Source organism: Bradyrhizobium yuanmingense, assembly GCF_029167105.1.
GTDB lineage: Bacteria > Pseudomonadota > Alphaproteobacteria > Rhizobiales > Xanthobacteraceae > Bradyrhizobium > Bradyrhizobium yuanmingense_A.
Genome location: NZ_JARFML010000006.1, coordinates 167,929 through 188,396, shown reverse-complemented (window position 1 = coordinate 188,396; position 20,468 = coordinate 167,929). Strand labels below are relative to the sequence as shown.

Sequence of the window (20,468 nt, the reverse complement as noted above, 5' to 3'; positions counted from 1 at the left end):
AAAGGTGCGCCCGTCGCCACAAGTGACAAGGCCTCTCGCATGACCCGATCCGCCGCATTGTCGACCCCGATGACCGATCCGTTCGGGCGGACCATCACCTACCTGCGCGTCTCCGTCACCGATCGCTGCGACCTGCGCTGCTTCTACTGCATGTCGGAAGACATGACGTTCCTGCCCAAGGCGGACCTGCTGACGCTGGAGGAGCTCGATCGGCTCTGTACGGCCTTCATCGCCAAGGGCGTGAAGAAGCTGCGCCTCACCGGCGGCGAGCCCTTGGTCCGCCGCAACGTGATGTCGCTGGTGCGCTCGTTGTCGCGGCATCTGTCGAGCGGCGCGTTGAGCGAGCTGACGCTGACCACCAACGGCACCCAGCTGGCGAAGCACGCGCGGGAGCTCGCCGATTGCGGCGTCCGCCGCATCAACGTCTCGCTCGACACCCTCGATCCCAAGAAGTTTCGCGAAATCACCCGCTGGGGCGAGATCGACAAGGTGCTGGAAGGCATCGAGGCCGCGCGCGCCGCAGGGCTCGCCGTCAAGATCAACGCCGTGGCGCTGAAGAACCTCAACGAGGACGAGCTGCCGTCGCTGATGCGCTGGGCCCACGGCAAGGGCATGGGCCTGACGCTGATCGAGGTGATGCCGATGGGCGAGATCGGATCGGGCCGCATCGACCAATATCTGCCGCTGTCGCTGGTGCGCGCCCGCCTCGCCCAGCAGTTCACGCTGACGGACCTGGCCGAGACCACCGGTGGGCCGGCACGCTATGTCAGCGTCGCCGAGACCGGCGGCAAGCTCGGCTTCATCACGCCGATGACCCATAATTTCTGCGAATCCTGCAACCGGGTGCGCATCACCTGCACGGGAACGCTGCACACCTGCCTCGGCCACGAGGATGCCTCCGATTTGCGCAAACCTCTGCGTGCATCCGGCGACGATCTATTGCTTGCGGATGCGATCGACCGCGCCATCGGCCTGAAACCCAAGGGCCACGACTTCATTATCGACCGCCGCCACGACCGTCCGAGCGTCTCCCGGCACATGAGCGTCACCGGCGGCTGACGGCATTCGGTTCCGGCCTTATTCCCCTTAACTATCAACAAACTTCCGATTGACTGGCGGCACGCCCGCTGGTTTGGTGCGGCTGCCTCATGCCTGCGCGGCGAGACAAGCCACGCGCCATCTCGGCGCAGTCAAGACGGCCGGGGCACAATCGGGGGAGGACCTATCGTTGCAAGCGCTCCTTAAGCTGAGCAGCAGAATCGACGCGTTCACGCGCTGGACCGGCAAACGTATTGCGTGGCTGATCGTGCTCGCCGTTATCATTTCGGCAGTCAACGCGATCATCCGCAAGACGTTCGACACGTCGTCCAATTCGTGGCTTGAGCTGCAATGGGTGCTATTCAGCATCGTCTTCCTGCTCTGTTCGCCCTGGACGCTGCTCGACAATGAGCACATCCGCATCGACATCGTGAACAACACGCTGCCGAAGAAGGCGCGCAACGTCATCGACGTCGTCGGTCACGTATTCTTCCTCGCTCCGATCTGCATCGTCATGATCATTACCGGGGTGCCGTTCTTCCTGCGCTCCTTCCAGATCAACGAGCAATCCGGCAATGCCGGCGGTCTGCCGCAATGGCCCGCCAAAGCCCTGATCATGATCGGCTTCGCTTTCCTGCTGGTGCAAGGCATCTCCGAGCTGATCAAGCGGATTGCAGTGATGCGCGGCTTGATGCCGGACCCGCACGAATCACAGGTGTCGGCGCTGGAAGCGGAAGTCGAGCATCTCGTCGAAGCGATCGAGAAGAAGTAGCCGTTGGCGACGGTGTAGGGGGAATCCATGACCGCATTCATCATCGCCAATATGGCGCCCATCATGTTCGTGTCGCTGGTCGTCATGCTGCTGCTCGGCTATCCGGCAGCATTCTCGCTCGGCGCCGTCGGCCTGTTCTTCGCCATCATCGGCGTCGAGCTCGGCCAGTTTCATCCCGACTTCCTCCAGGCTCTGCCGGAGCGCGTCTATGGCGTGATGAACAACGACACGCTGCTCGCGATCCCCTTCTTCACCTTCATGGGACTGGTGCTGGAGCGGTCGGGCATGGCCGAGGACCTGCTCGACACGATCGGCCAGCTGTTCGGCACCATCCGCGGCGGCCTCGCCTATGCCGTGATCTTCGTCGGCGCGCTGCTCGCTGCAACGACCGGCGTCGTCGCGGCGTCCGTGATCTCGATGGGCCTGATCTCGCTGCCGATCATGCTGCGTTATGGCTATGATCGCAGCGTGGCTTCGGGCGTCATCGCCGCCTCCGGCACGCTCGCCCAGATCATCCCGCCCTCGCTCGTCCTGATCGTGATGGCCGACCAGCTCGGCAAGTCCGTCGGCGATATGTACGAAGGTGCCTTCGTCCCCGGCCTCGTCCTCGCCGGCCTCTATGCCCTCTACGCCTTCCTCGTGAGCATGATCTGGCCGAAGGCCGCGCCTGGCCTGCCGAAGGAGGCCATCGGCTTCCGCGAAGAGAACGGCGACCGGGGCCTGGTTTCGCTCGGTTTCCTGTTCCTTGCGAGCTGCGCGTTCGGATGGTTCATGATGCGCAGCTCAACCACTCGCGGTGCCGATTACGTCGTGCTCAGCATGTTCTACGGCATCATCTTCGCCTTCGTCGTCGCGGTGCTGAATTGGGGCATCGAGAAGCTCACCGGCTTCCGCTTCCTCTCAAAAATGGCGCAGCAGACCACCTTCGTCATGGTGCCGCCGCTGTTCCTGATCTTCCTGGTGCTGGGCACGATCTTCATCGGCATCGCGACGCCGACCGAAGGCGGCGCGATGGGTGCCGCCGGCGCCCTCATTCTCGGTGCCGCGAAGCGGCGGCTGAGCTGGGACCTGATCCGGCAGGCCACGGAATCGACTGCGAAACTGTCGGCTTTCGTCGTGTTCATCCTGGTCGGCGCCCGTATTTTTTCGCTCACCTTTTACGGGGTCAACGGTCACGTCTGGGTCGAGCATCTGCTGACCTCGCTGCCGGGCGGCCAGGTCGGCTTCCTGATCTTCGTCAACGCGCTCGTATTCGTGCTGGCCTTCTTCCTCGACTTCTTCGAGCTGGCCTTCATCGTGATCCCGCTGCTGGGACCGGCGGCCGAGAAGCTCGGCATCGACCTGATCTGGTTCGGCGTTATTCTCGGCGTCAATATGCAGACTTCGTTCATGCACCCGCCGTTCGGATTCGCGCTGTTCTATCTCCGCTCGGTCGCGCCGAAGGAACGTTACACCGATCGCGTCACCGGCAAGCGGATGGATCCCGTCACCACCGGCCAGATCTATTGGGGTGCGGTGCCCTTCGTCGTCATCCAGATCATCATGGTCGGCCTCGTGATCGCGTTCCCGTCGATGGTGATGCACTACAAGGGCGTGCAGACGAACATCGATCCCTCTACGATCAAGATCGAGGTGCCGCAGATCGAGCTGCCGCCGCTGGATCTCGGCCCACCGCAGAAGTAGCGGGAACCAGGCTCGCCGTCATGCTCCGCTATCGCGGCGCATGACGCGCGTGGGCGCGTGACAATCACCGGAATCGGAGGCATACCGGGCCGTCCCCCACCCGCATGGATGGCCGCTCATGCTCCGATCTCACGCTGCTTCCACGGTCCTTGGCCCGTTGATCGCCTCACTCTGGCTGGCATGTGCCGCAACGCTGGTGCACGCCGAGCCGGTCGCCGACGTCCATGCGCTGGCGCAAAAGGAACAGCAGCCGCTCCTCGACACGCTGCGCGATCTCGTCAACATCGAATCCGGCAGCAAGGACATCGAGGGCCTGAACCGGATCGCCGAGCGTGTTGCCAGCCAGCTCAAGCAGCTCGGCGGCACCGTGGAGATCCTGCAGCCCACCGACATCTATCGCCTCGACGACACCCCCGAAAAGATCGGGCCCGCCGTGCACGCCGTGTTCAAGGGCACGGGGGCCAAGAAGATCATGCTGATTGCCCACATGGACACGGTATACCTGAAGGGCATGCTGAAGGATCAGCCGTTCCGCATCGATGGCGACAAGGCCTACGGCCTCGGCATTGCCGACGACAAGCAGGGCGTCGCGCTCATTCTCCATACCGTGGCATTGCTGCAGAAGCTGAACTTCAGGGATTACGGCACGCTCACGGTGTTCACGAATGGCGACGAGGAGATCTCCTCGCCCGGCTGGCGCAGCACCATCACCAAGCTCGCCTCGGATCAGGACGTGGTGTTCTCGTTCGAGGGCGGCGGCACCGACGGCACGCTGCGGCTCGCCACCAGCGGCATCGGCTCGGCCTATCTCACCGTGCATGGCAGGTCGTCACATGCCGGCGCTCGGCCCGAAGGCGGCGTGAATGCGCTGTACGAGCTCTCGCACCAGGTGCTGCAGATGAAGGACTTGTCCAAGCCCGAGCAGGGCCTGAAGCTGAACTGGACGGTGTCAAAGTCCGGCACCAACCGCAATGTGATCCCTGCCGAGGCGACGGCCCAGGCCGACGCGCGTGCGCTCAAGGTGTCCGACTTCGACGAGCTGCAGAAGGCGCTGCAGGACAAGATCAGGAATCGCCTGCTGCCGGAGTCCAGGGTCGAGCTGAAGTTCGAGGTGCGCCGTCCGCCGCTCGAGCCCAGCGAGGCCTCGCGCCGGGTGGCTGCCCATGGCAAGACGATCTATGGGGAGATCGGACTATCCCTCAAGGTCGACGAGAAGGCCATCGGCGGCGGCACCGATGCGGCTTTCGCCGCGCTTCAATCCAAAGGAGCCGTGGTGGAAGGCATGGGCCTGTCGGCCTTCGGCGCGCACTCCAACGATGCCGAATATGTGCAGGTCGACAGCATCGTGCCGCGGCTGTATCTGGCGACGCGCATGATCATGGACCTGTCCACCGGCAAGCTGAAATAGCGGTCGCGCTCTCTTCCTTCTCCCCTTGTAGGAGAAGGTGGCGCGAAGCGCCGGATGAGGGGTCTCTCTCGGCGCATTCAATTGAGGGTGAGGCTCGCGGAGAGAACCCCTCACCCGTCTCGCCGCTAACGCGGCGCGCCACCCTCTCCCACAAGGCAGCACTAACGCATTTGAAGTTTTTCGCTGCGGCCATCCTTCGAGACGCCCGCTTTAGGCGGGCTCCTCAGGATGAGGACGGAGTGCGCGGCAGCCGTTCAACGGGCACTGACCCTGATTAGCCTCATCCTGAGGAGGCGCGTCAGCGCCGTCTCGAAGGACGAGGCGTGCGCGCAGATCGCCGCCACAAGTCATATGCGATTGCCCTGCACAACAAGCGGAGAGGGTAAAGAGGTAGTTTTGTTCGCCAGCCGAAACCGCAGCGTGAACTCCGCACCGCCGCCGGGCAGGTTCTGCACCGAGACCGTGGCGGCGTGATCATCCGCCACGGCGCGCACGATCGATAGTCCCAGCCCCGCACCGTCGCTGCGCCGGCGATCGGCGCGCCAGAAGCGCTGGAAGATCAGCTCGCGCTCGCCCTCGGCGATGCCCGGGCCGGAATCGCGCACGCGCACTGAACCGTCTTCTCCCACCTCTACCTCGACGGTGGTGCCCTCGGCCGTGAACTTGATGGCGTTTTCGGCGAGATTGAACACCGCGCGCTGCAGCATCTCCGAATTGCCGTGGATCAGGACCGGCGCCTCGGTGCCCTTCAGCGCGATGTCCTTGCGTTGTGCGATCGCGAACGGGGCGATCGAGCCGACCACCTCGGCACAGACGGCGCGCAAATCTGCGGTCTCGCCGGGATCGAGCACCAGGGTGTCGAGCTCGGCGATCTCCAGCAGCTGGGCGACGATCCGGCTCATCGCCTCGATGTCGGCATGGAGCGCCCGCCGTTCCGCGCCGTCGCCGAGCGTCTCGATCCGCGTGCGCAGGATCGCCAGCGGCGTGCGCAATTGATGCGCGGCATCCGCCGTGAACTGCCGCTGCACGCGAAAGCCGGCCTCAAGGCGGTCGAGCGCTTGGTTCACGGCGGTGACCAGCGGCACGATCTCGCGCGGAATCTGCTCGGTCGGCAGGCGAATGTCGGTGCGCGCGGGACCGATATTGCTGGCTTCCTGAGAGGCCTTCCACAACGGCGCGATCGCCCGGCGGAAGATGATGATGTCGATGGCAAGCAGGACCAGGAGGATCGGGACGGTGATCCACCCGACCCGCCGGAAAAAGTTCGAGACGATATCATCGATGATGACGTCCCGGTGGGCCAGATCCTCGGCAACCTGGATGCGCACCGTCTTGCCGGCAACGTCTCGCGTGACGCTGGCGCCGGAGACGGTGTCGGAGAAACGGGAGGGCGCCGTCGCGGCTGCGCGTCGGTGCGAGGAGAACAGCAACCGGCCGTCGGCATCGCGAATGTCGAACTGGTAGCGGCCGTAAGCGTCCGAATAAAGCCCCTTGAGGCTGTCGGGCAGGTTGAAGGTCAACGTGCCGTCCGGCTGCGCGACGATGCGCTCCGCCAGCACCTCGGCCTGCGCGCGCATGGCATCGCGATGCAGCTGGTCGATCTCGGAGTTGAGCAGCCAGAACAGCACCAGCGGCAGGAAGATCGCCACCATCGCGACCGCGACGATGTGCAGGAACACGATGCGCGAGATCAGCGATTTGAAGGTCAGCGCTCCGGCACGGCCCGCGGCGGGCACGCTATTTCTCCTCAGTCATGAGATAGCCGACGCCACGGATCGTATGGATCACGACCTTGGCGCCGTGTTCAGTCAGCTGCTTGCGCAGCCGCGACACGTAGACCTCGATCGCATTGGAGGCGACCTCGCCGTCGAGACCGAAGATGTGGTCCTCGACGTTCTTCTTCGGCACCACCCGCCCTTGCCGGCGCAGCAGGATCTCGAGCACGGAGGTTTCGCGCGCGGAGATGATCCGCGGCTGGTCGTCGACGAAGATCTGCCGGCTCTCGGTGTCGTAGACGAGGTTGGCGAGAGTGAGCGAGCGGCCGAGCAACTGCCCGGGGCGGCGCAGGATGGCCTCCAGCCGCGCCACCAGCTCTTCCATCGCGAACGGTTTTGCCAGGTAGTCGTCGGCGCCGCTGCGCAGGCCGGTGACGCGGTCCTGCAAGCCGCCACGCGCGGTCAGCACCAGCACCGGCAGCGGCTCCATCTGGTGACGCAACTCGCGCAGCACCGACAGGCCGTCGGCATCAGGCAGGCCGAGGTCGAGGATCATCGCGGCATAGTTCACGCTGTTCACCGCCTCGCGCGCCTCGGCCGCGCTGCCCACGATGTCGCTCTCATAGCCGGCTGCGGCCAGCCCGCCGGCCACGAGCCGCGACAGCTCGGCATTGTCCTCGACGATCAGAAGGCGCATCCGAGTCCCCACGAACACCTGAGGTCGCCGCACGGGCCCGCGGCATCCTCGCTCTCTTCCACCATTCCGGCCGCCGCAGCCAGCGAAAAAGGTGCGGTGGCCGCACCGCTTGTCAGGTTGGTGTAAGCCCATCATCACAGGTGCCCGCGAAGTATCCGGTCCAGACCGCAGAAGGAGGTCAAGAGCTCGGACATCTACTGGGGGCGCAATGCCCTGGATCGGCCTGCAGGCGATCCTGGTCGCGGTCTTCGTCGCGCGCACCGCCCCTGCGCGCTTGCAATGCATCGCGGTTCCGTCGGGGTGGACGGCCGCCTCGCGCTATGGCTAAATTTCGAGGTCAGAGCTGCGCCTGGAGGAGCCCGATGCCTTATTTCCATTCCGGACAGGATCAAAGCGACCGCATCTGCAAGGTGCTTGCCGACCTCTTTTGCGCGCTCTTGCTGGGGACTTTTGCCGTCGTGTTCTTTGGCTGGCTCGGCGGCCTTGCCGCCTTCGTGATCATCGAAGCATGCCTGGTGGGGCTCGATTGGCTCATTCCGAGCACGGATGACGCCGCTGGCGTCGTTCGCTAGAGCATGATCCGGAAAAGAGTGCAGCGGCTTTCCGAAAGGATCATGCTCAAACAATAACCTAAAGCGCGATGACGATTCATCCCAATCGCATCGCGCTTTAGGACCCCAGACCAAGCCTCGGCTGCCGCGCGTCTGATTGGATGCAGTGCTCCCGAAAGGCGGTTCTCAATTGCGCCTGCTGGTCGCTTGTCGCTGCCAGTTCTGCGTCGGTCTGAGTTGCAGGTAAATCCATGTAAGCGATCGGCCGATCGAACTGGCTTGCCGTGAAGTCGTACCTCCGGCCGTCGAGCCGATTGTAGAAATGGTCTCCGGTCGGCAGCGGCGTCTTCAGCAAGTCGCCGCCGAAGAGCTCGTGAATGAGCAGCGCAGTAACGTTGCACTGCCCCGCCGCGGGATTGTCCGCCGTCCATTGGCTGGCCGTCGAGACCGACCATGCCTTGCGCAGTGCTCTTTGAATTTCAGCAGGATCGAAGCGCATCGGGCCATCGTCCAGCGGCGCAATTTCGGATCGGGCGATGATGCATGTCTACCACTGTTTTGCCCGACGGGTCAAAAAATTCGGTAATTTCGCAGTCGTTCATGGTGGCGCCGCCAAGTCATGCCGCCAAGTCATTGATAATGCTGCACCCGCCTACTGTGCATGGGGTTGTTTTCGAATTTTTGTTTGATGACCTCCAAATGCCGCAACGACAACGCCCCGGAGCCTTCGCTCCGGGGCGTGCTGCATCCGATCGTGACGTGACTAGCTCTGCGAGCGCCGCGCCATGAAGATGTCGTAGCCGACCTCGGCGACCTGGAACCAGGAATAGCCGTCGCTCGTGAACTTGGCGAGCGAGTCGTTCACTTTCTTGAAGTTCGGGTTGGTCGCAGCGACTTCGGCGTGCAGCTCCTTGGCGGCCTTGTAGCAGGCATCCATGATCGCGGGTGAGAAGGCGTGCAGCTTGGTGCCGCCCGCCAGCAGCTTCCTCAGCGCCAGCGGATTGGCGTTGTCGTAGCGCGCCATCATGTAGTTGTTGGCGTAGTGGCCGGCCTGCTCCAGCACGCTCTGGTAATATTTCGGCAGCGCGTTCCACTTGTCGAGGTTGACGAAAGCCATCAGCATCGGACCGCCTTCCCACCAGCCGGGATAGTAGTAGTGCGGCGCGATCTTGTAGAAGCCGAGCTTCTCGTCGTCATAAGGCCCGACCCATTCGGCGGCGTCGATCGTGCCCTTCTCCAGAGCCGGATAGATGTCACCGCCGGCGAGCTGCTGCGGCACCACGCCGAGCTTCTGAAGCACGCGGCCGGTGAAGCCGCCGATGCGGAACTTCATGCCTTTGAGATCGTCGGGCGTGTTGACCTCTTTCCTGAACCAGCCGCCCATCTGGCAGCCGGTGTTGCCCGCGAGCAGCGAGATGACGTTGTAGCCCTTGTAGAACTCGTTGAGCACGTCGCGGCCGCCGCCCAGCATGTACCAGGCCTGGTTGATGCGCATGTTGGGACCGAACGGCACGGCCGAGCCGAAGGTGAAGGTCGGGTCCTTGCCGAAATAATAATAGGACGCGGTGTGGCCGATCTCGCAGGTGCCGTTCTGCACGGCGTCGAGCACCTGCAGGCCCGGCACGATTTCGCCGGCCGCGAAGATCTGGATCTGGAATTTGTTGTCGGTCGCCTCGGCGACCATCTTGCACATCATCTCGGCGCCGCCAAACAGCGTGTCGAGCGATTTCGGCCAGCTCGTCGGCATGCGCCATTTGATTTCCGGCATCGACTGCGCGATCGCGGGAGCCGCGAGCGTGGCGGCGCCGGCCGCGCCAAGTCCTGTGACCTTGATGAAGTCTCTTCTCTTCATGATTTCCTACCCTGATGGATCTGATTGTGAAGCCTTCTTTGCGAGGCTTGCCCACAGAATGGAACATCACGGGACCGAATGCCATCCCGATCGCACTGCGGCAAAAGAAAAAGCCCGGCCTCGCGAGCGAGGCCGGGCTTTTCCGGTCTTACGACCTCAGCCGTAGATCAGCCGCGGGTGCGGGAGCGGATCATGAAGCTGTCGTAGGTATATTCGGCGACCTGCCACCACAGATATTCGTCGGAGCGGTAGGCCTGCATGGCGTCGATCGCCTTCTTGAAGTCGGCGTTCTTGCCCGAGATCTCAGCCCACAGCTCGTTGGTCGACTTGAGGCAGGCTTCCAGCACCTCGTTGGTGAACGGACGAAGCTGGGTGCCACCGGCGACCAGGCGCTTCAGCGCCGCCGGATTCTGCATGTCGTAGCGCGCGGCCATCCAGGCGTTGGCGTTGGCCGTCGCATTGGTGAGGATCGCCTGGTAGCTCTTCGGCAGCGCACTGAACTTTTCCAGGTTGGCGAAGGCATGCACGGTCGGACCGCCTTCCCAGAAGCCCGGATAGTAGTAGTACTTGGCGACCTTGGCGAAGCCGAGCTTCTCGTCATCGTAGGGCCCGACCCACTCGGCCGCGTCGATGGTGCCCTTCTCCAGCGCGGGATAGATGTCGCCGCCGGCGAGCTGCTGCGGCACCACGCCGACCTTCTGAAACACCTGGCCGGCGATGCCGCCGATGCGCATCTTCAGGCCGGAGAGGTCGGCGACGGTCTTGATCTCCTTGCGGAACCAGCCGCCCATCTGCGCGCCGGTGTTGCCGCAGGGAAAGCCGATCACGTTCGACTTCTTGAAGAACTCGTTGGCAAGCTCGTTGCCGCCGCCCTGGTAAAGCCACGAATTCTGCTGGCGCGCGTTGAGGCCGAACGGCACCGAGGCGAAGATTGCGAAGGTCGGGTCCTTGCCGACGTAGTAGTAGGACACGGTGTGGCACATATCGACCGTGCCGTTCGAGGTCGCATCGAGCGCCTGGAGGCCGGGGACGATTTCGCCGGCCGCGAACACCTGGATCTGGAACTTGTTGTCGGTCATCTCGGCGACGTACTTCGCCACCTGCTCGGCGCCGCCATAGATGGTATCGAGCGACTTCGGGAAGCTCGAAGTCAGGCGCCACTTCACCTCGGGCGAGGACTGTGCGATCGCCGGCGAGGCCACTGCGGTCGCCGCCGCGCCTGCTGCCGACACTTTGAGAAAATCACGACGCTTCATATTCAGGTCTCTCCTTGCTGGGGCGTTTCCCCTTAACTTCTCTTATGCCGCCGCTCATTCCGGCGACGCGTGGATAGTCGCGTCGAACCGAAGGGGCTTGACTGCCGTGCGCCTTTAACACGGCCAGCCCGGTTTCGGAACGCGACAATGGCATGACGGGGCTCTACGAAAGTCGCATGTCCCCGGAGCTTGCCGCGGCTACCGGTCAGGCCGTCGCAATGACGCCCTTGAGCTGGTCCCGGACCTGGCCGGCAATGGCGCGGTAGATCGCCGCATGAGGGCCTTCCGGCTCGCTGTCAACCACGGGATTGCCGGCGTCCGAGGTGGCGCGAATCGCCATGTGCAGGGGGATCTCGCCGAGGAATGGGACCCCGAGCTTCTCGGCCTCATGCCGGGCGCCGCCATGGCCGAAAATGTCCGACCTCGTGCCGCAATGCGGACATTGGAAGTAGCTCATGTTCTCCACAATCCCGAGCACGGGCACGTTGACCTTCTTGAACATGGCAAGCCCCCGCCGCGCGTCGATCAGGGAGAGGTCCTGCGGGGTCGAGACGATCACGGCGCCCTTGAGCGGCACGTTCTGCGCCAGCGTGAGCTGGGCATCGCCGGTGCCCGGCGGCATGTCGACGACCAGCACGTCGAGCTTGCCCCATTCGACGTCGCGCAGCATCTGCGTCACCGCCGACATCACCATCGGGCCGCGCCAGATCATCGCGGTCTCCTCCTCGACCAGGAAGCCGATCGACATGATCGCGAGCCCGAAGCGCCGAAGCGGAATCATCTTGCGCTCGTCGTTCAGCTCCGGCTTGTCGCGCAGGCCCGTCAGGCGCGGCACCGAGGGGCCGTAGATATCGGCATCGAGCAGCCCGACCTTGAGGCCGAGGTCGCGCAGGCCGAGCGCCAGATTGAGCGCCGTGGTCGACTTGCCGACGCCGCCCTTGCCGGAGGCGACCGCGATCACGGCGGCAACGCCGGGAATTTCCGATTGCCGCGCCATCGGGGACCCACCGCCCTGCGGCGGCTTGTGGGCATGGGCCGGCTGCACGCCGGGCGCGCCGCGGCTCGGCTGCGGGGGTGGCGGCGGCGCGGAGCCCGGCTTGCGCTCGGCGGTCAGCGCCACCATGACGGTGGTGACGCCGGGAATGCTGCGCACGGCTGCCTCAGCTTCGGCCCGAACGGATTCCCAGGCCCTTGCTTCGGCGGCGTCGACATTGATCGAGAAGAATACCTTGCCGTCGGAGGCGCTGATCGCGCTCAGCACATTGGCATGGGGGAGCGCGACCCCGCGGGGCGACTGGACCCTGGCGAGGCTATCGAGAACCTGTTGCTGCGTCACGCTCAAAGCGCATCTCCTGCAGTTGAGGATGCCCCATTAGAGCGGAAACGCCCAAAAGGCTACTGTCTGCCGATATCGTCCGCCTTTTCGGCCGGCGCCGCCCCCTGCTCCCGGGCGGCCTCGTAGTTCAGCTCGATCATGACCCCGTTGGGGTCGTGGACGAAGATCTGCCAGAGATCGCCGCCGGGCACCTGGCGGGCCTCGAACTTGATCTTTTTTGACGCCAGCCGCTGTTTCATACCGTCAAAGCCGCGACTGGCGAAGGCGACATGGTGGACAACGCCGGAATCCGGCTTTTGTGGCTCGTCGGTCGGGGAAATGTCGACGAGGTGAACCACCGGCCTGCCCTCGCTGTACATCCAGGCGCCCGGGAAGGCGAAGTTCGGCCGCGCGCCTTTTTCCAGGCCCAGCACGTCTTCGTAGAAGCGGACGGTCTCGGCCAGATTCCGGGTCCGGATGTTGAAATGATCGAGAACGCCCACGCTCACGCCGCCCATGCTTTCGCTCCCTTGTTTTGAAGTCCTTGAGGTCGCCACCCTAGCACGGCAGGCAGCCAAACGAAGCCGTTGCCCTCTGGCCTCAAGGGTTTATGGTGCGCCTCCGGTCCGCCTCACCGCGGAACCCAGGCATCCCTCGCTTGGCAAGAACCGTAAACCCGAACTACGGACAAGGTACCACTATGGCTAAAGTCGCTTTCCTCGGTCTTGGCGTGATGGGCTTCCCCATGGCCGGACACCTCGTGAAAAAAGGGGGCCATGAGGTCACCGTCTACAACCGCACCGCGGCGAAGGCGAAGGAATGGGCGGACAAGTTCGGCGGCAAGACCGCACCGACCCCGAAGGCCGCCGCCGAGGGGCAGGATTTCGTGATGTGCTGCGTCGGCAACGACAACGATCTGCGCGCGGTCACGATCGGCCCCGACGGCGCCTTCGCCGGCATGAAGAAGGGTGCGACCTTCATCGACCACACCACCGCCTCCGCCGAGGTCGCGCGTGAGCTGGACGCGGCCGCCACCAAGGCCGGTTTCAAATTCATCGACGCCCCCGTCTCCGGCGGCCAGGCCGGCGCCGAGAACGGCGTGCTGACGGTGATGTGCGGGGGCACGCAGGAGGCCTATTCCGGGGCAGAGCCGATCATCACGGGCGCCTATGCGCGGATGTGCAAGCTGCTCGGGCCCGCCGGAAGCGGCCAGCTGACCAAGATGGTCAACCAGATCTGCATCGCCGGTCTGGTGCAGGGCCTCTCCGAGGGCATCCATTTCGCCAAGAAGAGTGGCCTGGACGTCGCCGCAGTGATCGAGACCATCTCGAAAGGGGCCGCGCAGTCCTGGCAGATGGAAAACCGATACAAGACCATGAACGAGGGCAAGTACGATTTCGGCTTCGCCGTCGAATGGATGCGCAAGGACCTCTCGATCTCGCTGGCCGAGGCCCGCCGCAACGGCGCCAATCTGCCGGTGACCGCGCTCGTCGATCAGTTCTATTCCGAGGTCGAGAAGATGGGCGGCAAGCGCTGGGATACGTCGAGCCTGCTCGCGCGCCTGCAACGTTGACGCCCTGCTGCGGCCCGGTCCGGGCGCAGCCGACCTTGAACGTCGTCGCGACATCCGTCGCGACGGCGTTCCGTAAAGCGCGCCGACCGATACAATCATAGACTTCCGGGGGGAAGCCTTGCCTAACGTGATCGCCGCCATCCTTGCTGTTGTTGCGCGCCTGCTCCCGGTCGCGCTCCTGGCCCTGCTGGCATCACCTTCGCATGCGCTCGCCGCATCGCTCGATGGTGCCAGCATTGGCCCGCAATGGGCACTTCCATTCGCGGGGATGCTGCTCTCGATCGCCATATTTCCGCTCGCCGCGCCTCACTTCTGGGAGCATCACCAAGGCAAGATTGCCGCGATGTGGGCCACCCTGATCGCGCTGCCGCTTGCAATCTGGTACGGCCCGCTTCCAACCGTCCAAGCGCTCGTTCATACGGCGCTGCTCGAATACGTCCCGTTCATTCTGCTGCTCCTCGCTCTGTTTACCGTCGCCGGCGGAATCGTGGTGCGCGGCAATCTTCACGGCTCCCCCGTCCTGAATACGCTGCTGCTCGCTCTCGGCACTCTGATCGCGAGCGTCATCGGCACGACCGGCGCCTCTATGGTCATGATCCGACCAGTCATTCGCGCCAATGACGATCGGCGGCACAACGCGCACGTCGTGATCTTCTTCATCTTTCTGGTGTCCAACATCGGCGGCTCGCTCACGCCACTGGGAGATCCGCCGCTGTTTTTGGGGTTCCTGCGCGGCGTGGACTTTTTCTGGACGACGACACACCTGTTCCCCCAGACCACGTTCGCAGCCTGGATTCTGCTCGCCCTGTTCTTTTGCATCGATACGTATCTCTATCGCAAGGAAGGCCGCGTCAAACCGGACCCGACTCCGGACAATCCCTTGCGGATCAGCGGCGGCCTCAACTTCGCTTTGATGGGAGTCATCATCGCTGCGATCCTCTTGAGTGCCAAGCTCGACCTCGGCGGATTTGAAGTTCTCGGCACGCACCTCCAGCTGCAGAATCTCCTGCGCGACGCCGTGATGATCGGAGTCGTGTTCGCATCTCTCGCCGTCACCTCGAAGGAGGACCACGACGCGAACGGCTTCTCCTGGGGTCCGATGATCGAAGTAGCAAAGCTGTTTGCCGCGATCTTCATCACCATCATCCCCGTGCTTGCGATTCTCAACGCCGGCAAATCCGGCGCGTTTGCCTCCGTCGTAAACATGGTCACCAACGCAGACGGCACGCCGAACAATGCCGCATATTTCTGGTTGACCGGCCTGCTCTCATCCTTTCTCGACAATGCGCCGACCTATCTGGTCTTCTTTGAGCTTGCCGGAGGCGATGCCAAGCATCTGATGACGAACGGCGCCTTGACCCTTGCCGCGATTTCCGCCGGTGCGGTGTTCATGGGCGCAAACTCCTACATCGGCAACGCGCCCAATTTCATGGTGTACGCAATTGCCCGAGCGGGTGGTGTCGCAATGCCCGGCTTCTTCGGATACATGGCCTGGACCTCCGTCCTGCTGCTGCCGGTCTTCGGGTTGGTCACGCTCGTTTTCTTCAGATGATCGAAGCGCGGGTTGATGAAAGCGGCCGCCCGGACTGCGTATGAATTAACGCTCGGTTAACGTAATTCTTTAGCTCCTTAAGTCAGCTCTTAAGGATTTCTTGCCAGAGATAGACAATGCAGAAAGCCCGCGTCCGGCGTGGGCAGGAATCCGTGTTGCTTGATGAGTAACCCCGCTGAAAAGCCCGAGGTCGTGCAGCTTCCGGCCGAGCCGGTGAGCGCGCCATCGGCGAGCAGCCGAAGGGCTGCGGCGCAGCGGGTGCGCGAGGCGCGCGACAAGTTAACGTCGACCAGTGGAACCCGGCCGGCTTTCGACGCCGAGATGCTGCGGCAATACGCCCAGACGCGGCTGTCGGCCTCCTATGTCGTGATGCTCTTGGTGGTGGCGACCGGCGTGCTGTTCGGGCTATGGATGCAGCCGATCCCGGCCGCGGCCTGGACCGCCGGCATGCTCTGCATCCACAGCGCCATGATCCGCAGTTGCCGGCGCTTCCTGACCGAGCCCGCCTCGCCGGCCGCGACGCGCGCATGGCGGACGCGCTTCGTCGTGCTCGACCTGCTCTATGGCCTGTGCTGGATGGCGATCCTGATCCATCCCGTGCTCGACATGGTCACGGAAACGCTGATGATGTTCTTGATGCTGCTGGTGATCGCAGTATCGAGCATGCTCGCGGCCAATCTACCGATTGCAGCTCTTGCCGCCACCGCGCCGGTCGCGGTTGCGATGGCGCTGAGCTTCGTGACGACCGGATCGCTGGACAATTACATCCTGGCAGCGTTGTCGCTCGCCGCCGAAGGCTATTTCGTGCTGCTGGCGCACCGCCTGCACTCCTCGACCTTCGCCACGCTGGAAGCGCGAGCGGAAAAGGACGCGCTGATCGGCGAGCTGGAGCAGGCCAAGGCGATCTCGGACGAAGCGCGCCACCGCGCCGAAGCCGCCAACGTCGCCAAGTCGCGCTTCCTCGCGCAGATGAGCCACGAGCTGCGGACGCCGCTGAACGCCATCCTCGGCTTCTCAGAGGTGATGAAGAGCGAGATTTTCGGCGCGCATGCGGTACCGGTCTACAAGGAATATTCCGCCGACATCCATAATTCCGGCGTGCACCTGCTCAACCTCATCAACGAGATCCTCGATCTGTCGCGGATCGAAGCCGGCCGTTACGAGCTCAACGAGGAAGCGGTGTCCCTGGTCGGCATCGTCGCCGATTGCCATCATCTGATGAAGCTGCGTGCCTCGAGCCGCGGCATCACCATCCACGAAGTGTTCGAGCAGGCGATGCCGCGGCTCTGGGCCGACGAGCGCGCGATCCGCCAGGTCGTGCTCAACCTGCTCTCCAACTCGATCAAGTTCACCCCGCAGGGCGGCGAGATCTGGCTCAAGGCCGGCTGGACCGCCTCCGGCGGACAATATCTCTCGGTGAGGGATTCCGGCTCCGGCATTCCCGAGGACGAGATCCCGGTCGTGCTCGCCTCGTTCGGCCAGGGCTCCAATTCGATCAAGTCGGCTGAACAGGGCGCCGGCCTCGGCCTGCCGATCGCCAAGAACCTGATCGACCTGCACGGCGGCACGTTCACGTTGAAATCGAAGCTGCGCATCGGCACCGAGGTGATCGTCACGTTCCCGCCGGAGCGCGTGATGAGCGCGCTTGCCCCACTCTCGGACGATTCTCCACCGCTCCAGCCGGAGAGCTCCGTCGTGCCGGACGAGAAACGCCGGCCGCGGCACAAGCCGATCATGAGTGCCGGCACAGGCTCTTAACGAGATGCTTGCAGACATGCCCGATCATCCCTCACTATGTCCGTATGAGCAAAGAAACGCCGTGCGTCGCCGTGTGCATGATCGATCCCAAGACCAAGCTGTGCTTCGGCTGCGGCCGCACCTTGCCGGAGATCGCACGCTGGCACGCCATGGAGAGCGCGGACCGGCGCGCGATCATGGCCCTCTTGCCGGAGCGCATGACGGAAGCCGGACTGGTGCCGATCGCTGGATCCCCAAAGCACGTCTGATCCGCCTGCGTGCCCTTGGAGGCGCGCGATGATCCGCTTCCTGCTCGTTCTGATCATGCTCGCCGGCACGGCAGGTGCCGTCGTCGCCTATGGCGATCCCGACCAGATTGCGCGCGCCAGCCACAAGGTCTCGCATATTTTTCGCGCACAAGCCGCCTCCCCAGCGCCGGCCGTGCAGATCCCGCGCGGCCAGGGCGGCGAATTCACGCTGCGCGCGAAGATCAACGGCGTCACTGCGCCGATGGTGATCGATACCGGCGCGACGTCGGTGGTGCTGACCTGGGAAACCGCAAGGGCGATCGGGCTGCCGCTCGAAATGCTTGAATACGACGTCGATCTCGAGACCGCGGGCGGCCACACCAAGGCGGCCCGGCTCACGCTCGACCGTCTCGCCGTCGGCAAACTGGTCGAGAAGTCGGTGCCGGCCCTTGTCGTGCAGCGCGGTCAGATGAAGACCAATCTGCTCGGCATGAGCTTCCTCGACCGGCTGGAAAGCTGGGGCGTGCGCGCCGACACGCTGATGCTGACAGGGTATCCGGAGCTGCAGCGCAGTCCCCGCCGCGCGCGTACGGCGGTGGACTAAAGCGCGATGCGATTAGGATGAATCGTCATCGCGCTTTAGGTTATTGCTTGAACCTGATCTTTTCGGAAAACCGCTGCGCACTTTTTCGGATCATGCTCCCGCTCACTTAGGCCGCCTCAGCCGGCGCGCGCGCACCGACTCGCGTGATCGCCTCGCGCAGCACGTCGAGACCGGCGCCGGGCTTCACACCCTGCTCGGCCAGATGCCGGCGGAACGCACGCGCGCCGGGCACAGCATGAAATGCGCCGACGAAATGCCGCGTGATCGCGTGCAGCCGCGTGCCGTGCGCGAGCTGCTCTTCGATGTAGGGCATCATCGCCTCGAGAGCGTCCTGCATGGTGGCGTGCGGCGCCGGCCCGCCAAAGATTTCGTGGTCGACCGCGAGCAGCCGCCACGGCTCCTGATAGGCGGCGCGGCCGAGCATCACGCCGTCGACATGGGCAAGATGCGCCTTTGCCTCGTCGATGCTCCGAATGCCGCCATTGATGATGACGGGCACATCGGGCATCGCGCGCTTGAGCCGGTAGACGCGATCATAGTCGAGCGGCGGGATATCGCGGTTCTCCTTCGGCGACAGGCCGTTGAGCCAGGCCTTGCGGGCGTGCACGATCAACGCATCGCAGCCTGCGGCGACCACCGCACGCGCGAGCGCATCGAGCGCGACCTCCGGATCCTGATCGTCGATGCCGATGCGGCACTTCACCGTGACGGGAACGGCGACCACGCGCTTCATCGCGTCGACGCACCTCGCCACCAGCTCCGGCTCGGCCATTAGACAGGCGCCGAAACGGCCATCCTTCACACGATCGGACGGGCAGCCGACATTGAGATTGATCTCGTCATAACCAAAGTCCTCGCCGATCCGTGCCGCCGCCGCGAGCTCGCGCGGATCCGATCCGCCGAGCTGAAGCGCCACGGGGTGCTCGACCGCGTCGAACCCAAGCAGCCGCACCCGGTCGCCATGAACGATCGCGCCGGTCGTCAGCATCTCGGTGTAAAGCAATCCCCGCCGCGTCAGGTGACGGTGGAACACCCGGCAATGCCGGTCGGTCCAATCCATCATGGGCGCCACGGAAAAGCGATAGTCTTGATATTCCAAATACTTACCCTATCATTTCAACGGACTAGAACAGGGGCAAGTGCACACGTGTGCACTCCAAACTAGCCAAAATTGCACACGTTTGTACCGCATTTGATCTCCCGGTGCACACGTAGCGCACACGAAATTGGGGTGCAGCGCACACGCAATGCCGACCTTTACAAAACTCAAATCGGGAAGCTGGCGCGTTCAGGTCAGGAGGAAGAACGAGTATGTCGCAACCACGTTCGTTCGGCGCCGCGATGCTGAGGAGTGGGCTCTTGATGTGGAGCGCTCCATCGATCGTGGGACCCCGATCCGGCGGTCCCGCCCTTTTGAACAGCCTTAGATCTTCTCCGATTGATCGCGCTGCACCTCGACGATCTTGCACAGGTCGGCAAACCCGGACGAAAGCGAGCTACCGAGGGCGCGGGGCCGGCGACGCTCGCGATCGACTTCTCATTCATCCGAACGATCCAACTCCACGCCGCCGCCGTCCATGGCATCGACGATTCCCTTGACAATGTTCAACTCGTTAGAGCTGCGCTCAAGCATCTGGATCTAGTCGGGAAGTCTAATGAACGAGATCGGCGCCTTGCTCAAGACGAACTCGATCGGCTGATTAGATACGCCGAGTCTAATCCGCAACAATTTCTACCCCTAGGTAGAATTGTTCGCTTCGCAGTCGCGACTGCAATGCGCCAAGCGGAGATTTGCCGGATCGAGTGGTCTGATGTCGACATGTCGAAGCGAACCGTCACTATTCGCGACCGCAAATATCCTCGACGCAAAGACGGAAACCACTCCGACCTGCTGTCGTCATCAGGCTCGCTTCTCGGGTGGGCCCTCCCCGTGGACCAGAGACCGGCAATCTGATGCTACGCGGCTTCGGCTCAGCTCGGCTGACGTCGGCATCGCTCCGACGTTCTCATGCACAGCACTTCGGGTCATCACGAGAGAACTCAATCTGGTGCTGGTGTCCTCATCACTCGCATGCTGGGCGCGACTGAAGGCATGATCTTGGGAAGCTCGAGGTCTCCTCGGCTGCCAATACCGAAGCGCTACGATTGGCGAGCCTGGCCGATATCGCGATCTCGAACAGCGACAAGGCGCTCGCGCAATCATCAGCTGCTTGGCTGCTTCTACGAGCTGGCGGAAAAGCCGCCGGTAGCGCCCGCCGCCGCGCCGCAGAACGGCGGGCAATCTCCATTCTCGATCGAGTGGTGGCATTTGATCCGTCGGAACGCGCCCTGCCGGCCGATTTCGGCGTCCGCGTCTCAGGCAAGAACATCCGTATCTCGTCGCAACCAAACGGAAATCAGGGATCAGGTGGCCGTCAACTCCTGGTTGTCAATGCAAATTCCTGCTGCAGACCGTGACCCGAAGGCT

20 protein-coding genes are annotated in these 20,468 nt (G+C 63.6%); 12 read left to right on the top strand and 8 right to left on the bottom strand.

Features of this window, described 5'->3' with window-relative positions:
• Nucleotides 1-39 precede the first annotated feature (39 nt).
• The 4 genes from moaA (at nucleotide 40) to P0R31_RS10365 (ending at nucleotide 4,901) form a co-directional block, all read left to right on the top strand.
• Nucleotides 40-1,059, top strand: a complete 1,020-nt coding sequence (moaA, locus tag P0R31_RS10380; RefSeq protein ID WP_275513991.1) for a GTP 3',8-cyclase MoaA — start codon at nucleotides 40-42, stop codon at nucleotides 1,057-1,059.
• Between the two features lie 169 nt (nucleotides 1,060-1,228).
• On the top strand, nucleotides 1,229-1,810 hold the full coding sequence (locus tag P0R31_RS10375; RefSeq protein ID WP_275513990.1) for a TRAP transporter small permease subunit: 582 nt from the start codon (nucleotides 1,229-1,231) through the stop codon (nucleotides 1,808-1,810).
• 27 nt (nucleotides 1,811-1,837) lie between these two features.
• Complete coding sequence (locus P0R31_RS10370) at nucleotides 1,838-3,493, top strand: TRAP transporter large permease (RefSeq protein ID WP_275513989.1); 1,656 nt, start codon at nucleotides 1,838-1,840, stop codon at nucleotides 3,491-3,493.
• 118 nt (nucleotides 3,494-3,611) lie between these two features.
• The gene (locus P0R31_RS10365) at nucleotides 3,612-4,901 is read left to right on the top strand and encodes a M20/M25/M40 family metallo-hydrolase (RefSeq protein ID WP_275513988.1); all 1,290 of its coding nucleotides are present in this window, start codon (nucleotides 3,612-3,614) and stop codon (nucleotides 4,899-4,901) included.
• 347 nt (nucleotides 4,902-5,248) lie between these two features.
• Here P0R31_RS10365 and P0R31_RS10360 read toward each other — a convergent pair whose 3' ends face one another.
• Both P0R31_RS10360 and P0R31_RS10355 read right to left on the bottom strand, forming a co-directional pair.
• Nucleotides 5,249-6,637 carry an ATP-binding protein gene (locus tag P0R31_RS10360; RefSeq protein ID WP_430516817.1) on the bottom strand — a complete coding sequence of 463 codons (1,389 nt, stop codon included), beginning with the start codon at nucleotides 6,635-6,637 and terminating at the stop codon, nucleotides 5,249-5,251.
• 1 nt (nucleotide 6,638) lies between these two features.
• A complete protein-coding gene (locus P0R31_RS10355) occupies nucleotides 6,639-7,313 on the bottom strand; it encodes a response regulator transcription factor (RefSeq protein ID WP_275513987.1) in 675 nt (224 codons plus the stop codon).
• 362 nt (nucleotides 7,314-7,675) lie between these two features.
• On the opposite strand from P0R31_RS10355, the gene P0R31_RS10350 reads away from it, so the two are divergent.
• Nucleotides 7,676-7,885, top strand: coding sequence for a hypothetical protein (locus P0R31_RS10350; RefSeq protein WP_275513986.1), 210 nt, complete (start codon nucleotides 7,676-7,678; stop codon nucleotides 7,883-7,885).
• Between the two features lie 97 nt (nucleotides 7,886-7,982).
• Here P0R31_RS10350 and P0R31_RS10345 read toward each other — a convergent pair whose 3' ends face one another.
• The 5 genes from P0R31_RS10345 to P0R31_RS10325 form a co-directional block, all read right to left on the bottom strand.
• Complete coding sequence (locus P0R31_RS10345) at nucleotides 7,983-8,363, bottom strand: YunG family protein (protein ID WP_275513985.1); 381 nt, start codon at nucleotides 8,361-8,363, stop codon at nucleotides 7,983-7,985.
• Between the two features lie 264 nt (nucleotides 8,364-8,627).
• Nucleotides 8,628-9,716: a TRAP transporter substrate-binding protein gene (locus P0R31_RS10340; RefSeq protein ID WP_225146538.1), complete on the bottom strand. Its 1,089-nt coding sequence runs from the start codon at nucleotides 9,714-9,716 to the stop codon at nucleotides 8,628-8,630.
• A 167-nt stretch (nucleotides 9,717-9,883) separates the two neighbouring features.
• Entirely contained in the window at nucleotides 9,884-10,972 is a 1,089-nt protein-coding gene (locus P0R31_RS10335; protein WP_275513984.1) for a TRAP transporter substrate-binding protein, read from the bottom strand.
• Nucleotides 10,973-11,177: 205 nt separating this feature from the next.
• Nucleotides 11,178-12,314, bottom strand: a complete 1,137-nt coding sequence (locus tag P0R31_RS10330) for an Mrp/NBP35 family ATP-binding protein (protein ID WP_275513983.1) — start codon at nucleotides 12,312-12,314, stop codon at nucleotides 11,178-11,180.
• Nucleotides 12,315-12,367: 53 nt separating this feature from the next.
• A complete protein-coding gene (locus tag P0R31_RS10325) occupies nucleotides 12,368-12,805 on the bottom strand; it encodes a VOC family protein (protein WP_275513982.1) in 438 nt (145 codons plus the stop codon).
• Nucleotides 12,806-12,987: 182 nt separating this feature from the next.
• On the opposite strand from P0R31_RS10325, the gene P0R31_RS10320 reads away from it, so the two are divergent.
• The 5 genes from P0R31_RS10320 (at nucleotide 12,988) to P0R31_RS10300 (ending at nucleotide 18,001) form a co-directional block, all read left to right on the top strand.
• Nucleotides 12,988-13,860 (top strand): NAD(P)-dependent oxidoreductase, encoded by an 873-nt coding sequence (locus P0R31_RS10320; RefSeq protein WP_275513981.1) that lies wholly within the window; start codon nucleotides 12,988-12,990, stop codon nucleotides 13,858-13,860.
• Between the two features lie 118 nt (nucleotides 13,861-13,978).
• On the top strand, nucleotides 13,979-15,412 hold the full coding sequence (locus P0R31_RS10315) for a sodium:proton antiporter (RefSeq protein ID WP_430516816.1): 1,434 nt from the start codon (nucleotides 13,979-13,981) through the stop codon (nucleotides 15,410-15,412).
• 162 nt (nucleotides 15,413-15,574) lie between these two features.
• Complete coding sequence (locus P0R31_RS10310) at nucleotides 15,575-17,170, top strand: sensor histidine kinase (protein WP_036001601.1); 1,596 nt, start codon at nucleotides 15,575-15,577, stop codon at nucleotides 17,168-17,170.
• 44 nt (nucleotides 17,171-17,214) lie between these two features.
• Nucleotides 17,215-17,418, top strand: coding sequence for a DUF1289 domain-containing protein (locus P0R31_RS10305; protein WP_036022214.1), 204 nt, complete (start codon nucleotides 17,215-17,217; stop codon nucleotides 17,416-17,418).
• Between the two features lie 28 nt (nucleotides 17,419-17,446).
• The gene (locus P0R31_RS10300; protein WP_275513980.1) at nucleotides 17,447-18,001 is read left to right on the top strand and encodes a TIGR02281 family clan AA aspartic protease; all 555 of its coding nucleotides are present in this window, start codon (nucleotides 17,447-17,449) and stop codon (nucleotides 17,999-18,001) included.
• Nucleotides 18,002-18,107: 106 nt separating this feature from the next.
• On the opposite strand, the gene dusA is transcribed toward P0R31_RS10300, so the two are convergent.
• Entirely contained in the window at nucleotides 18,108-19,100 is a 993-nt protein-coding gene (dusA, locus tag P0R31_RS10295; RefSeq protein WP_275513979.1) for a tRNA dihydrouridine(20/20a) synthase DusA, read from the bottom strand.
• Between the two features lie 339 nt (nucleotides 19,101-19,439).
• Between dusA and P0R31_RS10290 the strand changes: the two genes are divergently transcribed.
• Both P0R31_RS10290 and P0R31_RS10285 read left to right on the top strand, forming a co-directional pair.
• Nucleotides 19,440-19,955 carry a tyrosine-type recombinase/integrase gene (locus P0R31_RS10290; RefSeq protein WP_275513978.1) on the top strand — a complete coding sequence of 172 codons (516 nt, stop codon included), beginning with the start codon at nucleotides 19,440-19,442 and terminating at the stop codon, nucleotides 19,953-19,955.
• Between the two features lie 191 nt (nucleotides 19,956-20,146).
• On the top strand, nucleotides 20,147-20,458 hold the full coding sequence (locus P0R31_RS10285) for a hypothetical protein (protein ID WP_275513977.1): 312 nt from the start codon (nucleotides 20,147-20,149) through the stop codon (nucleotides 20,456-20,458).
• Nucleotides 20,459-20,468 lie beyond the last annotated feature (10 nt).